General features: G+C 67.0%; 20 protein-coding genes and 2 pseudogenes. 20 read left to right on the forward strand and 2 right to left on the reverse strand.

Going from position 1 to position 23,269, the window contains the following annotated elements; translation table 11 throughout:
• Positions 1-63: 63 nt before the first annotated feature.
• On the reverse strand, positions 64-627 hold the full coding sequence (locus ACFT7S_RS05500; RefSeq protein WP_382727318.1) for an ATP-binding protein: 564 nt from the start codon (positions 625-627) through the stop codon (positions 64-66).
• A 389-nt stretch (positions 628-1,016) separates the two neighbouring features.
• On the opposite strand from ACFT7S_RS05500, the gene ACFT7S_RS05505 reads away from it, so the two are divergent.
• The 12 genes and pseudogenes from ACFT7S_RS05505 (at position 1,017) to ACFT7S_RS05560 (ending at position 11,336) form a co-directional block, all read left to right on the forward strand.
• Positions 1,017-1,865, forward strand: a complete 849-nt coding sequence (locus tag ACFT7S_RS05505) for a helix-turn-helix domain-containing protein (RefSeq protein WP_382727320.1) — start codon at positions 1,017-1,019, stop codon at positions 1,863-1,865.
• Positions 1,866-1,868: 3 nt separating this feature from the next.
• The gene (locus ACFT7S_RS05510) at positions 1,869-2,093 is read left to right on the forward strand and encodes a DUF397 domain-containing protein (RefSeq protein ID WP_382727323.1); all 225 of its coding nucleotides are present in this window, start codon (positions 1,869-1,871) and stop codon (positions 2,091-2,093) included.
• 30 nt (positions 2,094-2,123) lie between these two features.
• A complete protein-coding gene (locus ACFT7S_RS05515) occupies positions 2,124-2,336 on the forward strand; it encodes a DUF397 domain-containing protein (protein WP_382727326.1) in 213 nt (70 codons plus the stop codon).
• Positions 2,337-2,836: 500 nt separating this feature from the next.
• Complete coding sequence (locus ACFT7S_RS05520; RefSeq protein WP_382727683.1) at positions 2,837-3,220, forward strand: SseB family protein; 384 nt, start codon at positions 2,837-2,839, stop codon at positions 3,218-3,220.
• A complete protein-coding gene (locus ACFT7S_RS05525) occupies positions 3,217-3,864 on the forward strand; it encodes a hypothetical protein (RefSeq protein ID WP_382727328.1) in 648 nt (215 codons plus the stop codon). Before ACFT7S_RS05520 ends, ACFT7S_RS05525 begins: the two co-directional genes overlap by 4 nt.
• Positions 3,864-8,507 (forward strand): putative T7SS-secreted protein, encoded by a 4,644-nt coding sequence (locus ACFT7S_RS05530; RefSeq protein ID WP_382727331.1) that lies wholly within the window; start codon positions 3,864-3,866, stop codon positions 8,505-8,507. The genes ACFT7S_RS05525 and ACFT7S_RS05530 overlap by 1 nt, the downstream gene beginning before the upstream one ends.
• 9 nt (positions 8,508-8,516) lie before the next feature.
• Positions 8,517-8,987: a hypothetical protein gene (locus ACFT7S_RS05535; protein WP_382727333.1), complete on the forward strand. Its 471-nt coding sequence runs from the start codon at positions 8,517-8,519 to the stop codon at positions 8,985-8,987.
• A 214-nt stretch (positions 8,988-9,201) separates the two neighbouring features.
• Entirely contained in the window at positions 9,202-9,615 is a 414-nt protein-coding gene (locus ACFT7S_RS05540) for a hypothetical protein (RefSeq protein WP_382727335.1), read from the forward strand.
• 33 nt (positions 9,616-9,648) lie between these two features.
• Positions 9,649-9,792: pseudogene (locus ACFT7S_RS05545) on the forward strand (polymorphic toxin type 30 domain-containing protein); the annotation flags it as partial.
• A gap of 32 nt (positions 9,793-9,824) precedes the next feature.
• Positions 9,825-10,121, forward strand: a complete 297-nt coding sequence (locus ACFT7S_RS05550) for a hypothetical protein (RefSeq protein WP_382727338.1) — start codon at positions 9,825-9,827, stop codon at positions 10,119-10,121.
• A gap of 468 nt (positions 10,122-10,589) precedes the next feature.
• Positions 10,590-10,859: a type II toxin-antitoxin system Phd/YefM family antitoxin gene (locus ACFT7S_RS05555; protein ID WP_382727340.1), complete on the forward strand. Its 270-nt coding sequence runs from the start codon at positions 10,590-10,592 to the stop codon at positions 10,857-10,859.
• A pseudogene (locus tag ACFT7S_RS05560) lies at positions 10,849-11,336 on the forward strand (type II toxin-antitoxin system VapC family toxin). Before ACFT7S_RS05555 ends, ACFT7S_RS05560 begins: the two are co-directional and overlap by 11 nt.
• 74 nt (positions 11,337-11,410) lie before the next feature.
• Here ACFT7S_RS05560 and glyA read toward each other — a convergent pair.
• Entirely contained in the window at positions 11,411-12,685 is a 1,275-nt protein-coding gene (gene glyA, locus ACFT7S_RS05565; protein ID WP_382727342.1) for a serine hydroxymethyltransferase, read from the reverse strand.
• A gap of 302 nt (positions 12,686-12,987) precedes the next feature.
• Here glyA and ACFT7S_RS05570 point away from each other — a divergent pair, with 302 nt between their 5' ends.
• From ACFT7S_RS05570 to ACFT7S_RS05605, 8 genes are all read left to right on the forward strand, one after another.
• A complete protein-coding gene (locus ACFT7S_RS05570; RefSeq protein WP_382727344.1) occupies positions 12,988-14,637 on the forward strand; it encodes a hypothetical protein in 1,650 nt (549 codons plus the stop codon).
• Positions 14,638-14,893: 256 nt separating this feature from the next.
• Positions 14,894-15,949, forward strand: coding sequence for a Ku protein (locus ACFT7S_RS05575; RefSeq protein ID WP_382727347.1), 1,056 nt, complete (start codon positions 14,894-14,896; stop codon positions 15,947-15,949).
• Between the two features lie 97 nt (positions 15,950-16,046).
• Complete coding sequence (ligD, locus tag ACFT7S_RS05580; protein WP_382727350.1) at positions 16,047-16,943, forward strand: non-homologous end-joining DNA ligase; 897 nt, start codon at positions 16,047-16,049, stop codon at positions 16,941-16,943.
• Positions 16,944-17,158: 215 nt separating this feature from the next.
• Positions 17,159-19,279 carry a HEAT repeat domain-containing protein gene (locus ACFT7S_RS05585; RefSeq protein ID WP_382727352.1) on the forward strand — a complete coding sequence of 707 codons (2,121 nt, stop codon included), beginning with the start codon at positions 17,159-17,161 and terminating at the stop codon, positions 19,277-19,279.
• Positions 19,276-19,599, forward strand: coding sequence for a zinc-ribbon domain-containing protein (locus ACFT7S_RS05590; RefSeq protein ID WP_382727355.1), 324 nt, complete (start codon positions 19,276-19,278; stop codon positions 19,597-19,599). Before ACFT7S_RS05585 ends, ACFT7S_RS05590 begins: the two co-directional genes overlap by 4 nt.
• A gap of 256 nt (positions 19,600-19,855) precedes the next feature.
• Positions 19,856-20,299, forward strand: coding sequence for an SH3 domain-containing protein (locus ACFT7S_RS05595; RefSeq protein WP_382727357.1), 444 nt, complete (start codon positions 19,856-19,858; stop codon positions 20,297-20,299).
• Positions 20,300-20,419: 120 nt separating this feature from the next.
• On the forward strand, positions 20,420-21,799 hold the full coding sequence (locus ACFT7S_RS05600; RefSeq protein ID WP_382727359.1) for an FtsW/RodA/SpoVE family cell cycle protein: 1,380 nt from the start codon (positions 20,420-20,422) through the stop codon (positions 21,797-21,799).
• Positions 21,796-23,253 carry a peptidoglycan D,D-transpeptidase FtsI family protein gene (locus ACFT7S_RS05605; protein ID WP_382727362.1) on the forward strand — a complete coding sequence of 486 codons (1,458 nt, stop codon included), beginning with the start codon at positions 21,796-21,798 and terminating at the stop codon, positions 23,251-23,253. Before ACFT7S_RS05600 ends, ACFT7S_RS05605 begins: the two co-directional genes overlap by 4 nt.
• Positions 23,254-23,269: the final 16 nt, after the last annotated feature.

The following is a 23,269-nucleotide window of genomic DNA, read 5'->3' on the forward strand; positions in this document are numbered from 1 at the left end:
TGCCGGTGAAGCGTGGCCCGGCGCGGCGCACGTTGCGCTGACGGAACCTCTTCCACAACCCCCTCACGACGCGGCCACCGGCCCACCGGTCCGCACAGTCACCGGTTCCGCCGCATGCAGGCGAAGTGCCGGACCACCGTCGTCCAGGGCGATGACGACGGCGAGCCCTCTCGACGCGTACCGCTCACTCCGGACTGTCTGGACCATGCGCCAAGCGCCCCAAGCGCGTACGCATTGGCCGGGGCGGACGGTGACCGCCGCGATCTCCACTTCCGGCGGAGCGGGGTCGACACCGGGGGCCAGCAGCTCCGCCCAGACGGTCTTGCCGATCCCGGCCAGGCGTTCGTCCACGCCCCAGCGATGGGCCAGGGCTTCCACAAGCAGCAGCCCACGCCCGGCCGCGTCCATCTCACCGGGCCGCTGCACCTCCGGCCGGCCCTCCCCCGCGTCACTCACCTCCAGCCGCAGGAGTTCGCCCCTCTCCCTGCATGCAATGCGCACGCCCACCAGCCGATCTCCCGGCGCGGGTACGCACAGCGCGTTGGTCACCAGCTCCGAGAGCACCAACTCGCCGTCCTCTGCGGCGCCGCGACCGGCACGCCACTCCCCGAGCTTGGCCCGCAGCACCGCCCGCGCCCGGGGAACGCTGCTGCGGCAGCGCGAGCCTGAAGTTCGTTTCGTACGGTTCGCCCATCACAGCACCCGCCGATTCCGCGAGCAGTCCGCGCCCCAAGATGAGAGGCCAGCGCTCGCTCGTCCATCAGTCGTCGCACGTGTCCCGCGCGACCGAACGGACGCAACCACTCTCGGCTTTCGCTCGAGTGCGGTACGTCACAGAAGCTAAACGGACCCTCTGCCAGGCATCGTCAAGTCACCTGCCTGTCAATTGACAACGCAGATAGGAATTGATCGCTCCCGACTCATTTCCGTCCACGATTGCCGCCAACTGAACGGCCTAAGCGGCTCGTTCGCACACCCAGGGGGAAGTCATCTCCGGCAACAGCAGCACCTTGCTCATGTCCCGCGTCACTTTCGGCCGAACCCTGCGTCGCCTGCGCAACGAAGCCGACCAGCTCACTCTCGCGGAGGTCGCCGCGTCTCTGGCCTGCGATCTCTCACTGATCAGCCGCATTGAGAACGGCAAACGAGTGTGCTCCCAGGCCCACTTCGCCAAGCTCATGGACCTCTATGAGGTACCTGCCGCCCAGCGCGACGAACTCGCTGAACTGCACGCAGCCACGCGCGAGCGGCGCCCACCATGGTGGTCCCCGTACAACGACGTAATCAGCGCGCAGTACGAACGGTTCCTCGGATTCGAAGCAGCGGCCTCAACCGTTCATGAGTATCAAGTCGGCATCCTGCCGGGCCTGTTGCAAACAGAGGCTTACGCACAGGCAGTCACCGGCGTGGGCTTCACCTCGCTCGGACCGGATCAGATCGATGCGCTCGTCGAGGTACGTGGCCTGCGACAGCGGCACTGCCTGCTGGAGACAGCAGCACCACTGGAGTGCCGCTACGTCATCACGCAAGCCGCCTTGGACTTCCAGGTGGGAGGCAAGCGCACGCATCAGGAGCAGCTGGACTACCTGCTGGAGATCTCCGCGCACGAAAGCGTCGAGCTCCGAGTCGTTCCGTACACGAAAGGCGAAGATGCCGCCCAGATCGGCGCGTTCAGAATCCTGCAGTTCTCAGACGAGGACGTGCCCGACGTGGCCTTCGGCGAGTCGGTCGCTGGTAGTTTGACGATGGACGACCCCCGAGACCTGCGGCGCCTGCATCGCCTCTTCCGCAGCCTCATGGATGCGGCACTCTCTCCGGACGAGAGCCGCGACATCATCGCACGTACCAGAAACAAGGATGACTGACTCATGGAGAAGGCAGACCTCTACTCGATCGATGCCTCCACGCTGTCGTGGCAGAAGAGCAGCTTCACGGCCAACAACGGCGAGTGCTTCGAGCTGGCCCCCCTCCCCGGCGGCGGCGTTGCAGTCCGCGACTCGAAGAACCCGTCCGGCCCGCACCTCTGCTTCACCCCCGGCGAGTGGCGTGCCTTCAAGTCGGGCATGACGGTTGGAGACTTCGACAACCTGTAGCCATCCAACCCTGCGCCGAGGGAGTAGAGCATGGCCAGCGCACTCCACAGCACGCCAGACCTGCAGGACCTAGCCGGACCTGAGTGGCGCACGAGTAGCTACAGCGGTGGGCAGGGAGAGTGCGTCGAAGTGGGTCAAAACCTCCCCCACCTCGTCCCCGTCCGCGACAGCAAGCGCCCCGCCGGCCCGTTCATCGCCTTCGGCCGCGAAGCCTGGTGCACGTTCGTCAGCGACCTGATCTGAGTCGCTCGGGCGGGGAATAGGCGGCAGCTACCTGCCTGCCCGCGCCCGCATAGCTGGGGCGTCCGGAGGTTGCCTTGGTACCGGCAGAAGCTGCTCGACGCCACATCATGCATTCTGCGCAAGTGGGTGGACCTCACCGAGCTGCCCGTCGAGATCAGAACGGCACCATCATGCCAGCGGCCCATTCAGGCCGACCTTTTGAGCCTTTCCGGTTTCAGTGACCGCCGAATGAAGAGCCACCCGGCCCCCAGAGGCAGAGCCCTCCTCGCTACCGGTCCCGTTCTGCGCCCAAGTGCGCGGCGCTCCTCTCGACGACTGGCTGGCCACTTTTCATGCGTTGCTTCTGAGAAGCGTGCCGTGACAGCATTCGACGCGTGTTCGATATCGGGAATCATCCAGCAGAGCCGTCTGCCCCGCGTTCAAAGATCGCAGACTTGGCCGACTGGCCTGCTGACGAGGCGTCTTCCGCGCAGCGTGAGGCACCGGACCCGACTCCGGCCATGCCGCCGGACGGTGATCCGATGGCGGCTGCCCGGCATGAGTTTGCTGTGTTGCTGGGCGAGTTCAGGCGTACGGCCGTGTTGGTGCCGCTGGATGCCCATGGTGACCTGTGGTCGGCGGAACAGAACGGGGTTCGCTGGATCTGCGCGTTCTCTGACGAAGAAGCGGTGGCCCGGTTCGCGCGGGCTCGTGGGGATGCCGGGCGGGAGTGGACCTATCAGACCGTTCTGGGCGCGCGGTTGCTTGATGTGACGGTGCCTATGCTGCCGGGCCCTGCGGGAGTGGCACTGGACGCCGGTAGTGGGGACGGCGGGATGTTGTTTCCGCCGGTGGCGGGGATCGTGCCGGATGCGGTTGCGGTGGATCTCGGGGGGATGCAGTGAGCGGGGAGCGTCCTGATCTTGATGTGCCGCCGGAGGCGTTGGCTGCGATCGCGAAGGGGATCGATCTGGCGCATGCCGAGTTGAAGGATCTTGGCATGATCGGCCAGGCATCTACGGGCCGAGGGTTCTCCGATCTTGCGTTGTCGGGGCTGGAGTTGGGGCACGGCGGGCTGGCGTCGGAGTTCCAGACGTTCTGCGACCGCTGGGAGTGGGGTGTGCGGGCCCTGACGCAGAAGGGGAACGGCTTCGCGCTCGCGGTCGGGCTGTCGGCGGGTTCCTTCGCGGAGCAGGAGCAGTACATCAAGGACTCGTTCAAGGTCGGTGTGAACTCCCTGAACGGGAATCCGCACCTGTCCGAGGACGACGTCAAGAAGATGAGCTGGGACACGATCAGCAGTCAGTCCGCTTACGACAATCCGGACTACAGCGCGGAGTCGATGATCGAGGCCCACGGCGAGGTTCAGCAGAACTGGCAGAACACCGCCTACGACGTTGAGGACGCCGCGCTCGACTCGATGGAGCGCAGCGGTCTGATCGACCCGGGGGTGCGGGCGGCGGCGGATGAACAGCTCAAGGAGCAGCTCGATCCGTCGCAGGCGACGATCGATCAGGCCGAGCAGCCGCGGTGGGGGGAGAGTCGCTGATGGTGGACTGGGGAAAGCTCGGCGGGGACCTTTACGACGGGGCCGGCAATCTTGTCGACAAGGGCAAGGCGCTCGTTGGCGAGGGCATCGACAAGGGCACCGATGTGCTCGGCTCCGGTCTGGAGAAGGTCGGTGCCGACTCGTGGGCGGACTCGGTCGAGGACTGGGGTGATAAGACCGCGTCCTCGCTGGGTGCGGAGGTCGGGGAGCAGCAGCTCGGGCAGAGTGAGGAAGCGAACGAGCTGATCCACGGCAGGCCGGAGAAGATCGCCGCGGCGGTGAAGAACCTGCGGGACTTCCAGAAGGCGTTCGATCTCGTGGGCGGCGGGATGAAACGGCTCGACTCCGGTCACTGGAAGGGCGTGGCCGCCGATACCTTCCGGGAGAAGTTCCAGACCCTGCCCACTGACTGGCTGCGGGCGGCGGCCGCGTTCGAGGACGCGGCCGCCGCGCTGGAGACGTATGCCGGGACGGTCACCGGCGCGCAGGGCAAGGCCCGGGAGGCGATCGCTCTCTACAAGGAGGGCAAGCAGGACTACGAGACGGCTGCTGCCGCGTTCCGGAAGAAGGCGGCAGCCTACGACGCCGTCCGCAACACCGATCACCCGCTACCGCATCCGGGGGAGTTCTCCGATCCGAGCACGGTCAAACGGCAGCACGCACAGGAGATCCTCGAAGGTGCCCGGCGAGCGCGCAACGAGGCTGCCGAAGCGGCCAAGGGTGCGGTCACCGCTGCCATGGCCCATGCTCCGAAGGAGCCCACCGGCCTGGACCGGGCGAAACAGGAGCTTGTCGACTACGGCGTGGGCCAGGGCATCGAGCTGGCCCACCTTGGTGGCGGTGTCATCAAGGGCACCGCGGGTTTGGTGAACTTCGTCCGCTCGGTCAATCCGCAGGATCCGTACAACCTGACCCACCCGGCCGAGTACTACAAGGGCGTCAACATGACGCTCTCCGGCCTCGTCTCCACCGCCGCCAACCCCGACCGGGCACTCAAGAACGCCTGGGACGCCGCCAAGGGCGACCCCTCCGAATTCATCGGCCGACTCATACCTGAGCTCGTCGGCACCAAGGGCGGCGGTCTGCTCAAGGGCGGCCTGCGGGCCGGGATGAAGGACCTGGCCGACAGCCCGAAGGGCAAGAACCGGCACGGACACGAGAACAACCCCGACTCCAACGCCAAGAAGTGCAGCGAAGTCAAGTGCGCCGGAGACCCCGTCGACGTCGCGACCGGTCGCATGCTGCTCCCGCAGACGGACATCGTGCTGCCCGGGTCGCTGCCTCTTGTCTTCGGGCGTGTATTTGATTCCTCCTACCGAGCAGGCCGCTGGTTCGGATCCGGTTGGTCGAGCACGGTCGACCAGCGGTTGGAGATCGACGCGGAGGGAGTGGTGTTCAGCTGCGACGAAGGCAGTCTGCTCGCCTATCCGCATCCCGCGCCCGGCGTTCCTGTCATGCCAACGCATGGCCGGCGCTGGCCTCTGGACCGGGTGAGCGACGGCTATACGGTCACCGACCCGGAGACCGGCCGGGTCCGGCACTTCGTCGACCATCCCAGCGGGGAGCTGGCGCTTCTGGCTCAGATCGACGACCGCAACGGCCGCTGGATCACCTTCGAGTACGACGAGACGGGTGCTCCGGCGTCGATCGTGCACCACGGCGGCTACCACCTGAAGCTCACCACGAGCGATGGCAGGGTCACCGCCCTGCACCTGGCAGGCGCTGCACCGGACGGCACCGACCAGGAGATCCTCCGCTACGGCTACACCAACGGCCACCTCACAGCGGTCACCAACTCCTCGGGCGTACCACTGCGTTTCGATTGCGACGAGCTGGGCCGCATCACCGCGTGGACGGACACCAACGGCAGTCGGTACGAGTACGTCTACGACGAACACGACCGCTGCGTGTACCAGACCGGCACGAACGGACACCTCGAAGCCCACTTCACCTGGGACGACACCGACCCCGAGACCGGCCTGCGCATGACGTCCATGACGGACGGCATGGACCACACCGCGCGCTATGTGATCAACGACCGCTCCCAGGTCGTCGCCGAGATCGACGCTCTCGGAGCGGTCACCCGCTTCGAGTACGACCGCTACCACCGACCGCTCGCCGTCACCGACCCACTGGGTCACGTCACACAGTCCGTATACGACGAGAACGGTCACCTCACCTCGGTGGTGCGACCCGACGGACGGGAACTGGTGGTTGATTACAACAACCTTGGTCTACCCGTACGCATCAGAAGCACGGACGGAACAGTCACCCGACAGACATACGACGAGCGCGGCAACCGCGCATCGGTCACTGATCCCACTGGCGCAACGACGCACTACCGTTACGACCAGAACGGGCACCTCGTATCTCTGACCGACGCCCTGGGCCACAGCTCCTTCATACGCTGCAACACGGCGGGCATCCCGATAGAGACGACGGATCCTGCGGGTGGAACGACTTCGTGCGATCACGACGGATTTGGTCGCCTGCGGCTCGTCACCGATCCGCTCGGAGAAGCCACTGTCTTCGAGTGGACGATCGAAGGAAATCTCGCCCGCCGAAAGGAGGCGGATGGCAGCACCCAAGCTTGGACGTACGACGGAGAGGGTAACTGCCTCACGCATACCGATGCCCTGGGTAGCATATCTGTCTTCGAGTACTCAGACTTCGACCTGATGATCGCCCGATCCGGCCCTGACGGTATACGGCATGAGTTCAGTCACGATACGAACCTACGCCTTGTTCAAGTTAAAAACCCACAAGGGCTGACGTGGCGATACACCTACTACCCGACAGGGAAGCTACTATCGGAAACTGATTTCGACGGCAGGTCACTCACCTATACGTATACCGCCAGCGGCCATTTGAGCGGCATGTCCAATGGGTTGGGCCAGAAAACAGAATTCGAACGAAACGCACTGGGTCAAACACTCCGCAAGGAGTCCATGGGCTCTGTAACAACTTACGAATACGATATCTTCGACGAGCTGGCAGTAGCGACCGATTCCGACGTCACGCTGACACGATTGCGTGACCGCTACGGGCGCCTGAAATCCGAGACCGTAGACGGCCGGACGGTCGAGTACGATTACGACGCGCTCGGGCGGCAAATCGGGCGAACGACACCGAGCGGAGCAATCAGCCGGTGGAAATATGATGCGGCGGGTCGACGGAGTGAGTTCACCACCTCCGGCCGCACACTCCTATTCGAATATGACGCTGCCGGACGCGAGATCAACCGTCGACTCGGTGAAATGCTCACAATTAACCAGGCACGTGACTCGGTGGGGCGACTGATCGAGCAGCAGGTGACGACTCGGGGTCGTAATCTTCGGCACCGCTTCTTTTCGTACCGCCCAGACGCCAACCTCATCGGAGTACGTGACCACATCTCCGGCTTCAAGAGCATCTCGCTCGATCCGGTAGGCCGAATAACTGAGGTTCGAGCCCCCAACTGGACCGAGCAGTATGCGTACGATGCGGCCGGCAACCAAGTCGAGGCAGCCTGGCCCTCCTCGCATCCCCAGCACGAGTCCATCGGCACGCGCAGCTATGTCGGCACGCGGATACGTCGCGCGGGTAACTTCCGTTACAAGCACGACGGGCAGGGAAGAGTCGTACTACGCCAGAAACTCTCTCTCTCCGGCAAGTCCGAGACCTGGCAGTACGGGTGGGATCCACACGATCGCCTGACCTCGGTCACCACACCCAGTGGCGAGGTTTGGCGCTACGGGTACGACCCGCTGGGCCGCCGGGCATTCAAGCGCCGCCTTGCGGATGACGGCCGACGTGTACTGGAAGAGACGACATTCGCCTGGGACGGCGCGAACCTGTGCGAACAAGTAACGAACAACGCGGTGCACTCCCGCGCTGTCGCGCTCACCTGGGATCATGACGGACTCCACCCCATGGCTCAGGCAGAACGCATTCTTGACGCCTCCGGAAACGAGATCGATGGACGTTTCTTCAGTATCGTCACGGATCTGATCGGGACACCCTGCGAACTGATTGATGAATTTGGCGAAATAGCCTGGCACACACGTAACACTGTATGGGGCACGACCGCCTGGGAAAAAAACAGTAAGGCGTACACACCCCTCCGATTCCCCGGTCAGTATTTTGATACTGAAACTGGCCTGCACTACAACCTCCACCGCTATTACGACCCCGAAACTGCCAGATACCTTTCAACAGACCCACTTGGCCTAGCACCCGCCCCCAACCCGTCCACCTATGTACAGAACCCTCACACCTGGAGCGACCCATACGGGCTCGCACCGTGCAACAAATTCTTCGACAAACGCGCTGAAGCATTCAACGCAGCACGGGAGAGAGCGGGCATTCCCAACAGTCAACAGCCGGTGAAACAATGGGAGGTCGGCGGCGATGCAACACAGCGCCATCGGGCGAGCAACTACGTATACGATCCGAAGAACGCGGGCGCACATGGACGCTACTATCAATATGAAACACCTCAGGGCACGCGAGTAATCGCCGAGCATACAGCTGACCCCCATGCCCCCTACCCTCATTTTCATGCCGGACAACCCAAGGGCGGGGGCGGCCACAATGTAGACATGATGGGCGAAAGATACCAGCAGGTCGGAGAAAAACACCACATGTATTACACAGGACAGTAAGGTGAGTAAGTGAGCGAAGCATTGAGAAAAAAGATCCTACTCGCAAAAGAAAAAAAGGAGAGGGATGAAATTGAACACGCTCTTCCGAACGACACATTCCTGAACTTTGTGGATCCCGGAGAAATCCCCGATTGGGTAGCTACTGAATTTTCCCGGTTTACACGGTCAACCACTCCGCCCGACTACACGTTCACTACCGAGTCGCTTCACGATCTAGCCATTTGGGTGAAATCTGTAGCTGAAGACCATGGATTCCCGGAAACCCTGATCACTCATACAGGGTTGCAAAACTTCCCCTGGCTGAAGTTCCGTTGCCTTTCTCCGAACTGGCCGGAGAGTCTGCTGGAGGCGATCGGGCGAGACCTCACAATCATTTCGGAGGACGGGGAAAAGATGCTCGTGATCTTCGAAGAGGAGCACGAATACATCGCCTTCGTTACGTCACGCCGAAGATCGTCTGAGCTCGGTCACCACCCCTGACGGCCAGAAGTGGTGATACACCTACGATGTGCTCGGGCGACGCATTGCGAAGCTCCGCGTCGCGGACGATGAGCGCATGGTTCTGGAGCAGATTTTGTTGACCTGAACATGCGCCAACTCCAGGAGTAGTGCAATGAACGAAAGTTCGAAATCTTGGCAGGGGTCGGCGGAGGCACCGAACACAGGCGAGACATGGTCCAGGATCACTCCGTCGGTGATCAACAGCGTCTCTCGGTGCGATGCCCGCCGATTGGAAATCGAGCGAGCTCGGGTTGCGCCCAGACTTCGCGAGAAGATTACAGATCCGGTGTATTCCGTCAGGAGCCTGTTCTCGGCATGGGAGCATCTTGTGCGGAGGATGGAGTCCGACTGGCAACTACCGGGGCAGTACCCGATCAGCGCTTACATCAATGATCTGGATGCACGCGATCAACTGCAGCTTGCCATGGGAACACTGACTGAGGAGACTCAAGCGGAGCTGTCCACTCTGCTGGCAGCGTTGGATGAGCGCTTTGTGCACGAGTCGGTGCCGGACGAGGTGGACGAGCTCCGCCCGTGGCTGAAGCCGTCCTCAGGTGAAGAGCCGCACGGATTCTGGCTGCGCAAGCCTCGTAATCACCCCTGGTAGACCGCAGGCGGGTCAAGGACCTCGACCGCCGTTCGACTCCGGGTGCATGACAGGGACGGAACCGCCCCGGCGGGCTCGAATGCAGCGAATGGGGACGTCTACCGGATCTCGATCTGTGGCAAATGCCAGGGAGAGGCAGGGGGCTTTGCGCCATCGACAGCCGTATTGATCAAATAGGTTGAGCATATGGAATCCCGTGAATTTATCGCATGGCATGCAAGGTCCTGGATACAGAACCGGCAACGCGTGAACGCGCGGCCGACGAAGTCGCCGATCATCTGAGTGCCTATTCGCCCGCTCAGGCTTCATCGTTGGCTACGCTGCTTGCGGCGGCTGCGGCCTCCGAGAAGGAGAACTCAGCCCTGGAGGCCGAGCTCCATGCCATCCTCGAATTGGTGTCAACCGGTCATGTCGGTCTTAACCATGTCGCGCAGCTGCGGGAGATCCGACTCGGGGAACTGTCACCTCAAATCCAGGGATACGTCACCGACTTGCTGGAAAGCTGAGCAAGGCCGCGCGGTCAACTGACGCGCCAAAATGGGATGCACCCAAACTTTCACCGGAACAGATATCGCAGTTCGTCGCGGAGGCACACAATTATTGCCGAACCCAGTCGACTGCAGATCTACGAGGTTGAGCGCTCCAACGATCGCGGAGAGGTCTGCACCGTAAGGTGCATCGGTGAAGTCGCACGCATCGGGCAGGCATTTTTCCCCGATGACAACGTCAACTTCTTCGATCCGCCACACACCGCCAGGGTTTCCTTCGCCGGGGAATCAGTGGCTGCTTTGCGCCGGGGGATCAATGGTTTCAGAGGTTCGCTGAAATCGATGTCCGGCACACCGTGGGCGCAATCAACGACAAAATGGGGAAGTGGCGGTGAATGCAATCGAATTCTTCTCACGCGCAACGATCGCCCCCTCCCCCGTAGCACCCGATAGCACACCGCGACCTACCCCGCGTACCGTAGACCCATGAGCGCGCAGCCCGAGATCACCCAGCGGGATCTCCGTAATCGGTGCAAAGAGATCATGGACGCCGTCCAGGGCGGTCAGTCGTTCACCGTCACCCGGGACGGGCACCAGATCGGTGAGCTGATTCCGTTGCGGCGGCGCCGTACGTTCGTCCCGCGCGAGGAGTTCGCCGGCATGTCACGTACCGCCCCCGACATCTCCCTGGACGCCTTCCGCGCCGATCAGGAGCGTACGGCCGAACAGGGAATGGACGACCCCTATGCCCGTTGAGGGACCCGCCGCGGTGCCGCCCGTCGCGTACCGGCGAGGGCTGCTCGACACCAGCATCATGATTCTGCGCAAGTGGCTGGACCCCGCCGAGCTCCCCGCCGAGATGGCGATCAGTGCCATCACTCTCGGCGAGCTCTCTGCGGCGGACCCCACGAGGTCCGCCGCAACGAGGAGCAGTCCGACTACGACGAACACGCCGAGCGTGCCAGAAGGCTCGATGTGCTCCAGCGGGCCGAGAACGAGTTCGATCCCATCCCCTTCGGGGCGGAGGCCGCCCGCATCTACGGCAGGGTGTGCGCCGCCGTGATCGGCGTGGGCCGCAAACCACGACGCCGAATCGCGGACCTGATGATCGCCGCGGTCGCCGTCGCCGAGGAGCTTCCGCTGTTCACCACGAACCCGGACGACTTCAAGGGACTGGACGACCTCCTCACGGTCGTGCCCGTCACGCGCCCCAAGGTGCTCCACGACCGGTGAAGATACGGGCGGCTCGCACAGCGTCCCCTCTGACCAGTTCCGCGCACCGGCAGGGCTTGCCCTCGCCGGAGGGGTCAGGCCACGGGCAGCCCCGGCGCCGGGTAGGCGTCCATCAGGGTCTTCACCTCGGCGCGGACCTTCGTGATCGTGGCCTCGTCGCCCGTGCGGGCCGCGTCGACCACGAGGTCGATCCAGCGTGCGACGGCGCCCATCTCGGAGGCGGGGATGCCGCGCGAGGTCAGGGCCGGGGTGCCGATGCGGATGCCGGACGGGTCGAAGGGCTTACGGGTGTCGTACGGGACGGTGTTGTAGTTCACCACGATGCCCGCACGGTCCAGGGCCTTGGCCGCGATCTTGCCGGGGACGGCCTTGGCGGTGAGATCGATCAGCAGGAGGTGGTTGTCCGTGCCTCCTGAGACCAGGTCGAAGCCGAGGGCTGCCAACTCCTCCCCCAGGGCACGGGCGTTGGCGACCACCTGGCGGGCGTAGCCGCTGAAGTCTGCGCCGGCCGCTTCCTTCAGGGCGACCGCGATGGCTGCCGTGGTCTGGTTGTGCGGGCCGCCCTGGAGGCCCGGGAAGACCGCGCGGTCGATGGCGCGGGCGTGCTCCGCCCTGGACAGCAGCATCGCGCCGCGGGGGCCGCGCAGGGTCTTGTGGGTGGTGGTGGAGACCACGTCCGCGTACGGGGCGGGCGAGGGGTGCGCGCCACCGGCGATCAGGCCGGCGATGTGGGCGACGTCGGCGACGAGGACGGCTCCGGTCTCCCGGGCGATCTCGGCGAAGCCGGCGAAGTCGATCACCCGGGGGACGGCGGTACCGCCACAGAAGATCACCTTGGGGCGCTCGGCGAGCGCCAGGTCACGTACCTCGTCGAGGTCGACGCGTCCCGTGTCGCGACGTACCCCGTACTGCACTCCGCGGAACCAGGAGCCGGTGGCTGAGACCCCCCATCCGTGGGTCAGATGGCCGCCCATGGGGAGGGACATACCGAGAACGGTGTCGCCGGGCTTCAGGAACGCCAGATAGACGGCGAGGTTGGCCGGTGAGCCGGAGTACGGCTGCACATTGGCGTGGTCCATGCGGAACAGCGCCTTGGCCCGTTCGACGGCGAGTGTCTCCACCTGGTCGATGTTCTGCTGGCCCTCGTAGTAGCGCTTGCCCGCGTAGCCCTCGGAGTACTTGTTCTGGAGCACCGTGCCTGATGCCTCAAGCACCGCGGCCGAGACGTAGTTCTCACTGGGGATCAGGCGCAGGGTGTCCGCCTGGAGCTGCTCCTCGGAGGTCACCAGGGCGGCGATCTCCGGATCTGCGGAAGCCAGGGCGGGGTGGCGGATGGCGGGTGCGGTCATGGGATCCTCCCGGGTCGGTCGCATTGCTGCGGCATGGACCCGGATGCCCAGGCGGACGGCTCTCCGGCGGTGACGCTCCCGGGCGCGCCCGGGGTGTGCCGCTCCCTCGTGGTCGATTCCACAGGACCCCTGCCGGGGTACGCGCCAGTCGCGGCCCTGCGCACTTTACTGGTCGGACGAGACGGCAGCACGGACATCCACAACGTGGACCGCCGCCAAGATGTGCCGATTCGGAGCATGGACCGTGAGGAAAGCGGGCAGCTTCGTGGAGACTTAGGCGGGTTCGACGGTTGGGGGACCGTATGACGGCGGGGGATCATCAGCACTTCGGGCCGGAGCCGGGGCCCTGGCAGGCGCCAGGTGGGCCACCAGCGCCTCCGGGCGGCCCCCCTGCGGTCGGGCCGCCGCCACCGGGTGCGGCGTTGCGTTCCGTGGCCGTCGCGTTGCTCAACCTCACGGGGCTCGGGCTCGGCTATGCCCTGATGCGGCGCTGGGCCAGGGCGGCCCTCTGCTGGGCGGCGACCGGTGGGCTGTTGCTGGCCACGCTCCCGGCCGAGGCCGATGGGGTGCCTGCGGGGATTGTCGTCAGTTTTCTCGTCGTGCTCGTTCTCGCTGCCGCCGACGGGGCGTGGACCGCCCGGCGTTCGGCCGTGGGCGGCTCGTGGAAGCCTCTGGTGGCGGCCGTGCTGGGCGTGGTGCTGCTGGGGGTCCCGGCGGGTGGCGTCGTGGTGTACGGCTCCGAGCGGGACAAGGCCGTCGAGCAGATGCTGCTCGACCGGCTGGAGAAGGGGGACCGGGCCGTCGCCGCCGCGTCGAAGCAGCCGTTCGCCAGGGGACGGGTGGAGTACCGGTCCGCGCTCGCCGTCTACCGCGAGCTCGGCGAGGAGCATGCCGGTTCGCGGGCCGGGAAGCTGGTGCCGTCACGGCTGAAGGCGTACTACGAGGCGGTCTCGGCACCGTACCGGGCCAAGGACCACTGCCAGGCCGTCGAGCCGCTGACCCATCTGCAGACCGTGCCCGACTCGGTCGACGCGAAGCTGCTGGGCTCCCTGGCCGGGTGGCCCGACGAGCCGCTCGCCGAGTCGCTGTACGGGTGCGGAGTGTCCAAGCTCGGTGACGGGAGCGACGCGAACGACGCTTCGGACGGCGGCGAGCTGGGCGAACTGCTGCGTACGCTGCCCGGTTCCGCACCGGCCAAGAAGGTCGGACCGGCTGTCACCGGGAAGATGGACGAGCAGGTCGAGGCGGTGCGCGGGGGCGAACCGTGCGCGGCGACCGAGGTGTTGCGGCGTATCGGTGCCACGGTGGCCGCGATGCCCGACAAGACCGTGTCCGCGCTGAGCGCGAAGGCCGACGGCGGCGTCCGGGACGGTGTCTACGCCTGCGGGGTGGACGAGTTCAAGGACAAGAAGTTCACCGAGGCGCGAGAGACGCTGACCGGTTTCGCCGACACGTACAAGAAGGACGGGCGCAGACAGCACGCCCGGGACATCGTCATCGCGGCGGAGATAGCCGAGGACCGGCCGTCGGCGGGCAAGCGGCTGCCGCCCCGGAAGAAGCCGGGCGGCTCCCGGATGGAGCTCGTCATTAGTAACGACGCGCCGAACGCGGTCGAGATCCTCTACACCGGCCCGGTCTCCGGCGCTGTCGAGCTGAAGGCGTGCGGCAGTTGCGAGCGGTACAGCGCGTCGAGCGGGCCGGAGCTCGCCTGCCGGGCGAGCGGCAAGACGTACCCGAAGGTGACCCTCCAACTCCCGGCGGGCGACTACCACTTCCTGTACAAGCACGGCACGGGTGCGTCGGCGGACGTGGACAGCTACTCGTCGGGATCGAGCGTCAAGCCCGGTTATACGTATACGAGTTGTACGTACGTGACGACCGAGAGCGATCCGTCCCCAGGTCTCGACCTGCCCTCCCTGTCCGACCCGATCAGTCCGGCGTCGACCGGCTGACCGGGCCGCGCACCTCAATCTCCCTGGGCGGGGTCCTTGCGTGGGCCGTCCCGGTCGGGACCGCCCGCGGGCACGTCCGGCGTGCCGGCGCTTCCGGGGGCGGCATGTCCACGCCCCGTTGATCTTGATCCCCGGCTCGCAGCCTACCGACGGACCGGCCGGTGACGGGCCGGCCGGTCCGTCGGGGCCCGGTGGTCGCCGAGTGTCGCGGCGCCTGCCCTCGGCTTAGCCTGAGGGCCCAGGGAAGGAGCACTGCATGAGAGCGACCTGGAAGGGGGCCATTTCGTTTGGGCTGGTCACGATCCCAGTCCAACTCTTCACGGCCACGGAGGAGCACGACATCCCGCTTCGCCAGGTGCACGAGAAGGACGGCTCCAGGGTGCGGATGCGGCGCGTATGCGAAGCCGAGGACGCCGAGATCTCTTACCAGGAGATCACAAAGGGCTATGAGGCCCCGGACGGCAGCATGATCATGCTCTCCGACGAAGATCTCGCGGACCTCCCCCTTCCCAGCAAGAAGCTCATTGACGTGCTGGCCTTCGTCGATGCCGAGACCATCGATCCGCTGATGTTCTCCAAGGCCTACTACGTCGGCACGTCCGACCGGGCAGCGGAAAAACCCTATGCCCTGCTCAAAGAGGCTCTGACGGAATCCGGACAGATCGCCGTCACGAAAATCGCTATCCGGTCGAGGGAGTCGCTCGCCGTTCTCCGAGTGCATGAGGACACCCTCGTCCTCCAGACCTGCCTCTGGCCCGACGAGGTCCGTTCCGCCGCCGGCGTCACGCCGGAGGGCGACGTGACGATCCGGCCCCAGGAACTGCAGATGGCCAAGTCCCTCATGGACATGCTCTCCCAGGACTTCGACCTGTCAGCGCTCCATGACGAGTATCAGGAAGCGCTCCAGCAGGTGATCGAAGCCAGGCTTCAGGGTGTCGAGCCACCGCGCGAGGCGGAAGCCGCTCCAACCGGCGGCAAGGTCATCGACCTCATGGCCGCCCTGGAGAACAGCGTCCGCGCGGCCAAGGAGTCGCGCGGGGAGGACACCGGCGAGGAGACAGAGGCCGAGGTCCGGACCCTGCCTGCCCGCAAGACCGCGAAGAAGGCTCCGGCGAGGAAGTCGGCATCGAAGAAGGCGGCACCAGCCAGGAAAGCGACAGGCTCCGCAGCCAAGAAGGCCGCCCCATCACCGAAGGAATCCGGCGGTAAGAAGACCACCGCCGCCACGAAGAGCACGGGCAGGGGCGCTGCGAAGAAGGCAGCGGCCAAGAAGACAGCAGCCAAGAAGACCACCAAGCGGGCCTCCGCCTGAACCGGCCGCATCCTTGCACCACGCCTGGCATAGCCCTGTGCTGCCCTGATCCTCCCCCAGCAATTGTCTGGGTCGGATTTCGTGTGATTCTTGTCGTATGACGCCGATCACGGAGGTGGAGGGGCGGCGGCTGGCGCTCAGCAATCTCGACAAGGTGCTGTATCCGGCCACCGGGACCACCAAGGGCGAGGTGCTGCACTACTACGCGGCCACGGTCGCGGCGCCGCTGCTCGCGCATCTGGACGACCGGCCCGTTTCCTTCCTGCGCTACCCGGACGGGCCCGACGGACAGCGTTTCTTCACCAAGAACCCGCCGCCCGGTACGCCCGACTGGGTACGGACGGCCGAGGTGCAGCGCCATGAGGCGCAGAGCTCGCGCCAGGTCCTCGTACAGGATCTGGCCTCCCTGGTGTGGGCGGCCAATCTGGTGGTGGAATTCCACACTCCGCAGTGGCGGGCCGAGGCTCCCCAGATCGCCGACCGGCTGGTGTTCGACCTGGACCCCGGGGCGCCCGCGAGCATCGTGGAGTGCTGCACGGTCGGGCTCTGGCTGCGGGAACGGCTCGCGGCGGACGGGCTGACCTCCTACGGCAAAACGTCCGGGTCCAAGGGGCTGCACCTGCTCGTCCCCCTGGAGCCGACCCCCGCCGAGCAGGTGTCGGCCTACGCCAAGGGGCTGGCCGTTGAGGCGCAGGACACCCTGCCCGAGCTGGTCGTGCACCGCATGACCCGGGCGCTGCGCCCGGGGAAGGTCTTTGTCGACTTCAGCCAGAACGCCGCCGCCAAGACGACCGCCACCCCGTACACCCTGCGGGCCCGGGCCGAACCGACCGTGTCCGCGCCCGTCACCTGGGACGAGATCGGGGGCTGCGGGGCACCCGGCGACATGGTGTTCCTGGCGGGCGACATGGCTGCGCGGCTGGATCGGTACGGGGATCTGCTCGGCCCGCTGTTCGACCCGGAGCTGGCCCGGCCGTTGCCGGACGCGCCGTAGGCCTGCCGGGCCGCCGCAGGCCTGTGGACCCGGGCCGCCGTATGCCTATGGACCCGGGTCTCTGAAACGCCCTGATTACGTCCCTGTGACTGTGCCAGGAAAGGCCACAAGTGGAGGGTGGATTGTCGGGGGTGTGGTGCACACTCTGCCCAGGCGCTGCTTGAAACCGTGGTGTCTGCCGTCGGGTGCAGGGGCGTTCGCGGGGAGGGGATGGCGTGTTCGCGGGGATCGACGAGGTCGAGTGGGCTTCGATGGAGCATGCCTACGGGCCGGCCGACGATGTGCCGGGGCTACTGCGCGGCCTGGCGTCCGCCGACCCGGCCGAGCGCGAGAGCGCCCTGGACGGCATGTACGGGGCCGTCCACCACCAGGGCGATGTGTACGGGTGCACGCTCGCCTGCATTCCCTTCCTCTTCGAGCTGGTGGTGGACCCCGGGATACAGGACCGGGGCTGCATCGTCGAGCTGCTGACCAGCATCGGCGGCATCGATCTGGACGAGGACGACGAGGCCGAGATCGACGAGGAGGAGATCGAGGGCGCCGCCAACTACGCGATGGCGGCGGCGGCCGTCACCGCGGGCGCCGGGGTCTTCTTCGAGCTGATCGCCGACGAGGACCCGGGTGTGCGGCTCGCCGCCCCGCTCGCACTCGCCACCCTGCACAGCCACCCGGTGCGGGTGCTCGCCCTGCTGCGGGAGCGGCTCCCGGTGGAGCCCGACGACGAGGTGCGGATGGCGCTGGTCGAGGCGGCCGGACGGGTCGCGCTGCGCCACCGGCCGCTCGCCGGCCGGGCCGCGGAGTGGCTGAGCCGTCTGTCGTCGCGGAAGTACGGGCCGGGGCTGCGGCTCGCGGCGCTCGCCCAGCTCGCGCGCTGCTCCCCGGACTCGCTGCCGCGCGATGTGGTGGCGGTCGTCGCGGGGCTGATGCGGGAGCTGCGGTCCGTACCGCCGGTGCCGGAGCAGCCCGCGGACACCGGACCGCCGCCGGGCGGCGACCCGGCACCGCACACCGGCATCCCGACGCTGGTGGGGCAGTTGCGGGCGCTGTCCGCCGAGGAGTCTGCGGGGCGCAGCGCGCCCTGGTCGGCCGATCTGCTGCGGACGCTGCACGTCGGCCTGGACGACCGGGTCGCCGAGCGGACGGCGCTGCTGACCGACCAGTTGCGCAGCCCGGACCGGTGGCAGCGCGTCGATGCCGTGCGGATGAGCAGTGGGCTGATCAGGGCCTGGCGCGGCTCGTACGAGGACCTGGTCGCCCTGATCGGCGCCCAGCTCGCCGATCCCGAACCGGGGCTGGCCGATGCCGCCTCCCACGTACTGGAAGAGCTGTTCGGTCTGGCAGCCCCTGCCGCGGACGCGCTGGCCGAGCGGATGGCGGCGGATCCGGGGGCCTGGGTGAAGGAGTGGGCGAGCGGGCCGCCGGGGCTCGGTTCCACCGTGAAGGCGCTGGCCCGGCTGGGCGACGCCCGGGTCGTGCCCGCGCTGGCGGCGGCCCTGGACCGGCCGGAGGTCCCGCACGACGTGGGCTTCGCCATCGGGCACCTCGGTGCGGCGGCGGCCCCGCTCGCCGGTGCGCTGCAACGCAGGCTCAGTGAGGTCCGTCTCGACGAGAGCGCGTACGACCGGGCGAGTCCGCTGCTCAGTGGGCTGACCGCGCTCCGGGCGGGCGAGGCCGCGCCGGAGGTGCTGCGGATGCTGCGGGGTGCGCCGGAGTACCGCGGCGAGTGGCTGCGTACGGCGGCGCTGCGGGCGCTCGGCTCGTTCGGGCCCGCGGCGCAATGCGCCGTCCCGGACCTGCGGGCGCTGCTCCGCCGCCCGGGGACCGCGGCGGCGACGGAGGCGGCCGAGGCACTGTGGGCGGTCGACGGGGACGCCGACACCGTGCTGCCGGTCCTCATCGAGGGGTTGTGGGCGGAGCAGGTGCACGACCGGCGGGCGGCGGCGAACGCGCTGGGCAGGCTCGGCGAGCGCGCCGCGGTGGCCGCGCCGAAGCTGCGCGCGCTGCTGCGCCACGAGGAGCTGTGGCTGCGCGTGGATGCCGCGATCGCCCTCTGGGAGGTAACGGGCCGGGCCGGTGATGTGGTGCCCATACTCCTTGCGGCGTGGGAGAAGAACCGTCACGTCAGAGTCCGGGTCGCGGAATGCCTGGCGCGGATGGGGGCTGCTGGTGCAGGGTCGGAGGCAGCACATGTGCTGAGCGCCGAGCTCGCCTCCGTACGCCGTCACAACGCGATGGACGGCGGGTACGGCAGCCACGACACATATGAGGACGAACAGCTGCTGGCGCTGTGCCGGCGGACGCTGCTGGGGAACACGGGGAAGGGAACCACACCATGATCATTTTTGGTACGCGGGGGTATCTGTACCAGCTGGCCATCCTGACGATGGTGTGCGGCTGGTGCGGCAATCCCGCCGCGCACACGCTGCGCAAGAGGGTCACGAAGTTCACGCTGTTCTTCGTGCCGCTCTTCCCGTTCTCCACGAAGTTCGCGACGCAGTGCACGTTCTGCGGCGGGGAGCAGCAGATCCCGAAGGAGCAGGCCGAGCAGCTGCTCGCGCAGCACGCCGCGAACCAGGACGGTAATCCGTTCGGCCAGTCGCAGCAGCAGCCGGGGTACGCGCCTCCCGGCTCGGGCCAGAACCCGTACCAGCGCTGATCCACCGCCGCCCCGCACCCCGCCCCGCAACCCTCATCCTCCCGGAGTACGTGGCGCTCGACGACGGGCCGGAGGACGGCGGAGGGTCCCGGGCGGCCACAGCGCCCCCGACCACCCCAAGAAAGAACAAACCAGGCGGAAGTGACAGATAGCGTCGGATTGCAGACTCTACGTAGCGAACCTAGGGTGAAGCAGGCGAGGCGAGAGCCGTGTCCCACGGGTCCCTCGCCCCCAATTCCTTCCCCTTGGAGGCAGCATGTCCGCTCACTCCCGCCGTCCGGCATTCCGCCGAATGGGTCTCTGCATCGCCACCGGCACCCTCGCGGCCCTCGCCGCCGCCGCCCCGGCCCTCGCCGCCGGACCCGCCGCACCGCCGGCCGCCCCACGCGCGGAGGCCACCGCTCCCGCCGGGGACGGCGACTCCCCCGAGGAGGCCGAGGACGCCGCCACCAAGGCCGCCCATGGCAAGTACCTCGGCCGCGTCATCGCCCGGTCCGGGCTGCTGCTGCGCGACCGTCCCACCCGGAGCAGCCGGATCGTCGGACACGTCCCGTACGACACAGTGGTGCACATCTTCTGCAAGACCACCGGCAGCAACGTCGACGGCAACAACCGCTGGTATCTCCTCACCAACGGCACCTGGGCCTGGGGCTCGGCCCGTTACATCGCGAACATCGGTACGGCCCCTCGCTGGTGCTGACTGTCCGGCACCGCTGAGCGCGCCCGTCCCGATCGTCCCCGGGGACGGGCGCGCTATGACATCAGGGAAAGCGCTATGACATAAGGGAAATAACTCCCACCTCTTGCTACGTTGCGTGGCATGACCGCAACGAGGGCGGACGCTCCCCCGCCCGAGCTACGCCTGCCCAAGCGGCGCGGGGTGGAGCTCTGCCTCCTCATCGGGGCCGTCCTCATCTCCGTCTACGGATACGCCGACGTCGGACTCGCCAGGAACGGCGCCGTACCGCCCGATGTCGCCGGCTACGGCGCCGGGCTCGGCCTGCTGGCCCTCGTCGCCCATCTCGCCGTCCGCTTCCGCGCCCCGTACGCCGATCCGCTGCTGCTCCCGATCGCCGTGCTGCTCAACGGTCTCGGTCTGGTGCTGATCTACCGGCTCGACCTGGAGACCCCCAAGGACCAGGCCGCGCCCACGCAGCTGATCTGGTCCACCCTCGGCGTCGCGCTCTTCATCACCGTCGTCGTCCTGCTCCGCGACCACCGGGTGCTCCAGCGGTACGCCTATCTCTCGGTCGCCGCCGCACTGGTGCTGATGATCGTGCCGATCTTCTTCCCCGCGGTGAACGGCGCCAAGATCTGGATCAGGGTCGGCGGATTCTCCTTCCAGCCCGGCGAGTTCGCCAAGATCCTCCTCGCGGTCTTCTTCGCCGCGTATCTCGCCGCCAACCGCAACGCCCTCGCGTACACCGGCCGCAAGCTGTGGAAGCTCCAGCTCCCCACCGGCCGGGTGCTGGGGCCGATCGTGGCGATCTGGCTGCTCAGCGTCGGCGTCCTGGTCCTCGAACGCGACCTGGGCACCTCGCTGCTCTTCTTCGGGCTCTTCGTGATCATGCTGTACGTGGCGACCGGCCGGACCGGATGGATCGCCGTCGGCATGGTGCTCGCCGCCGTCGGCGCCTTCGTCGTCGGCTCGTTCGAACCGCATGTGCACAGCCGGGTCGAGGACTGGCTCGACCCGTTCGCGTCCATCAACGCGGGGCAGGGCCCGAGCCAGCTGGCCCAGTCACTGTTCGCGTTCGCCGCGGGCGGCATGCTCGGGACCGGCCTCGGCCTCGGCCACTCCATCCTCATCGGCTTCGCCGCCAAGTCCGACTTCATCCTGGCGACGGCGGGCGAGGAACTCGGCCTGGCCGGGCTGACCGCCGTATTCCTGCTGTACGCACTGCTGGTGGCCCGCGGCTACCGGGCCGGCCTCGCACTGCGCGACCCGTTCGGACGACTGCTCTCGATCGGGCTCGCCTCGATCCTCGCCCTCCAGGTCTTCGTGATCGCGGGCGGCGTGATGGGGCTGATCCCGCTGACCGGGATGGCCATGCCCTTCCTGGCGCAGGGCGGTTCGTCCGTCGTCACCAACTGGATCATCGTCGCGCTGCTGATCCGGGTCAGCGACGTGGCCCGCACCCCGCACCCCGATCAGGCGGAGACAGGAGTCATCGCACCGGTAATGGAGGACGAGTCGTGATCCGCTACATCCGGCGGGCCGCCGCCTTCTGTCTGCTGCTGCTCGTGGCCCTGCTCGTGAACGCCGCCCGCATCCAGCTCTTCGAGGCCGACGAACTGGACGGCAACTCCGCCAACCGCCGCTCCACGATCGACCGTTACGACCAGCCGCGCGGGAACATCCTGGTCGGCGAGGAGTCCGTCACCGGCTCCAAGGACACCGGCGAGCAACTGGCGTACGAGCGCACCTACAAGCACGGCCCGCTGTACGCACCGGTGACGGGGTACGCCTCGCAGACCTACGGCACCACCCTCATCGAGAACGCCGAGGACGACATCCTGTCCGGCACCGACTCGCTGCTCGCCCCGCTCCCCCTGTGGAACGACGTCACCCGCAGTCGGCAGCCCGGGGGGAACGTCGTCACCACCATCAAGGACGCGATGCAGCGCGCCGCGTACGACGGGCTCGGCGGGCGGCGGGGCGCGGTGGCAGCCCTCGAACCGTCCACCGGCAAGATCCTGGCCCTGGTCTCCACCCCCTCGTACGACCCCGAGCGGCTCTCCGGAACGGGCTCGGCCGTCACCGATGCCTGGGCCCGGCTCACCACGTCGAAGAGTCAGCCGATGCTCAACCGGGCCATCCGACAGACCTATCCGCCGGGCTCCACCTTCAAGATCGTGACGGCCGCCGCGGCACTGGACTCCGGCGTGGTGAGCGACCCGGACGAGCCGACGGACACCCCCTCGCCCTATGTGCTGCCCGGCACTTCGACCGTCCTGCCCAACGAGGCGAGCGGCTGCGGCAAGGCGTCGCTGTCCGAGGCGATCCGGGTCTCCTGCAACACCGTGATGGCGCATCTGGGGGTGGAGGTGGGCCTCGACGGAATGGTGGAGGCGGCCGGGAAGTTCGGCTTCAACGACACCGGACTGAAGATCCCCTCGGGGGTGGCGAAGAGCAACTTCGATACGGAGATGAGCGACGACCAGCTCGCCCAGTCGTCGATCGGGCAGTTCGACACCACGGCGACCCCGCTCCAGATGGCGATGGTCGCCTCGGCGGTGGCGAACGGCGGCGACCTCAGATATCCGCATCTGGTGGACCGTACGACCACCCATGACGGGGACCCGGTCCAGCAGCAGGGCTCGCGCTCGTACCACCAGGCGATGAACCCCACGACGGCGATGCGGCTGCAACGGATGATGGTCGACGTGGTGGAGAACGGTACGGGGACGAACGCCGCGATCGACGGGGTGACCGTCGGCGGCAAGACCGGCACCGCCCAGCACGGCATCGACAACTCCGGCACGCCGTACGCCTGGTTCATCTCCTGGGCCCAGGACGAGAACTCGGGCCGCCCGGCCGTCGCGGTCGCCGTCGTCGTGGAGGACGCCTCCGCGAACCGGGCCGACATCAGCGGCGGCGGCAGCGCGGCGCCGATCGCGCGGGCCGTGATGGAGGCGGCGCTCGACGGCTGAGCGGGCGGACGGAACA

The organism is Streptomyces sp. NPDC057136, from assembly GCF_042670885.1.
Lineage (GTDB): Bacteria > Actinomycetota > Actinomycetes > Streptomycetales > Streptomycetaceae > Streptomyces.

What these genes read in the sequence shown, in the direction of transcription:
- ACFT7S_RS05575 (WP_382727347.1), top strand. Translation starts at nt 14,894, where the DNA reads ATGAGAGCGACCTGGAAGGGGGCCATTTCGTTTGGGCTGGTCACGATC.
- ACFT7S_RS05600 (WP_382727359.1), top strand. Translation starts at nt 20,420, where the DNA reads ATGACCGCAACGAGGGCGGACGCTCCCCCGCCCGAGCTACGCCTGCCC.
- ACFT7S_RS05520 (WP_382727683.1), top strand. Translation starts at nt 2,837, where the DNA reads ATGCCGCCGGACGGTGATCCGATGGCGGCTGCCCGGCATGAGTTTGCT.
- ACFT7S_RS05510 (WP_382727323.1), top strand. Translation starts at nt 1,869, where the DNA reads ATGGAGAAGGCAGACCTCTACTCGATCGATGCCTCCACGCTGTCGTGG.
- ACFT7S_RS05555 (WP_382727340.1), top strand. Translation starts at nt 10,590, where the DNA reads ATGAGCGCGCAGCCCGAGATCACCCAGCGGGATCTCCGTAATCGGTGC.
- ACFT7S_RS05505 (WP_382727320.1), top strand. Translation starts at nt 1,017, where the DNA reads ATGTCCCGCGTCACTTTCGGCCGAACCCTGCGTCGCCTGCGCAACGAA.
- ligD (WP_382727350.1), top strand. Translation starts at nt 16,047, where the DNA reads ATGACGCCGATCACGGAGGTGGAGGGGCGGCGGCTGGCGCTCAGCAAT.
- ACFT7S_RS05595 (WP_382727357.1), top strand. Translation starts at nt 19,856, where the DNA reads ATGTCCGCTCACTCCCGCCGTCCGGCATTCCGCCGAATGGGTCTCTGC.
- ACFT7S_RS05515 (WP_382727326.1), top strand. Translation starts at nt 2,124, where the DNA reads ATGGCCAGCGCACTCCACAGCACGCCAGACCTGCAGGACCTAGCCGGA.
- ACFT7S_RS05570 (WP_382727344.1), top strand. Translation starts at nt 12,988, where the DNA reads ATGACGGCGGGGGATCATCAGCACTTCGGGCCGGAGCCGGGGCCCTGG.
- ACFT7S_RS05530 (WP_382727331.1), top strand. Translation starts at nt 3,864, where the DNA reads ATGGTGGACTGGGGAAAGCTCGGCGGGGACCTTTACGACGGGGCCGGC.
- glyA (WP_382727342.1), bottom strand. Translation starts at nt 12,685, where the DNA reads ATGACCGCACCCGCCATCCGCCACCCCGCCCTGGCTTCCGCAGATCCG.
- ACFT7S_RS05590 (WP_382727355.1), top strand. Translation starts at nt 19,276, where the DNA reads ATGATCATTTTTGGTACGCGGGGGTATCTGTACCAGCTGGCCATCCTG.
- ACFT7S_RS05550 (WP_382727338.1), top strand. Translation starts at nt 9,825, where the DNA reads ATGGCATGCAAGGTCCTGGATACAGAACCGGCAACGCGTGAACGCGCG.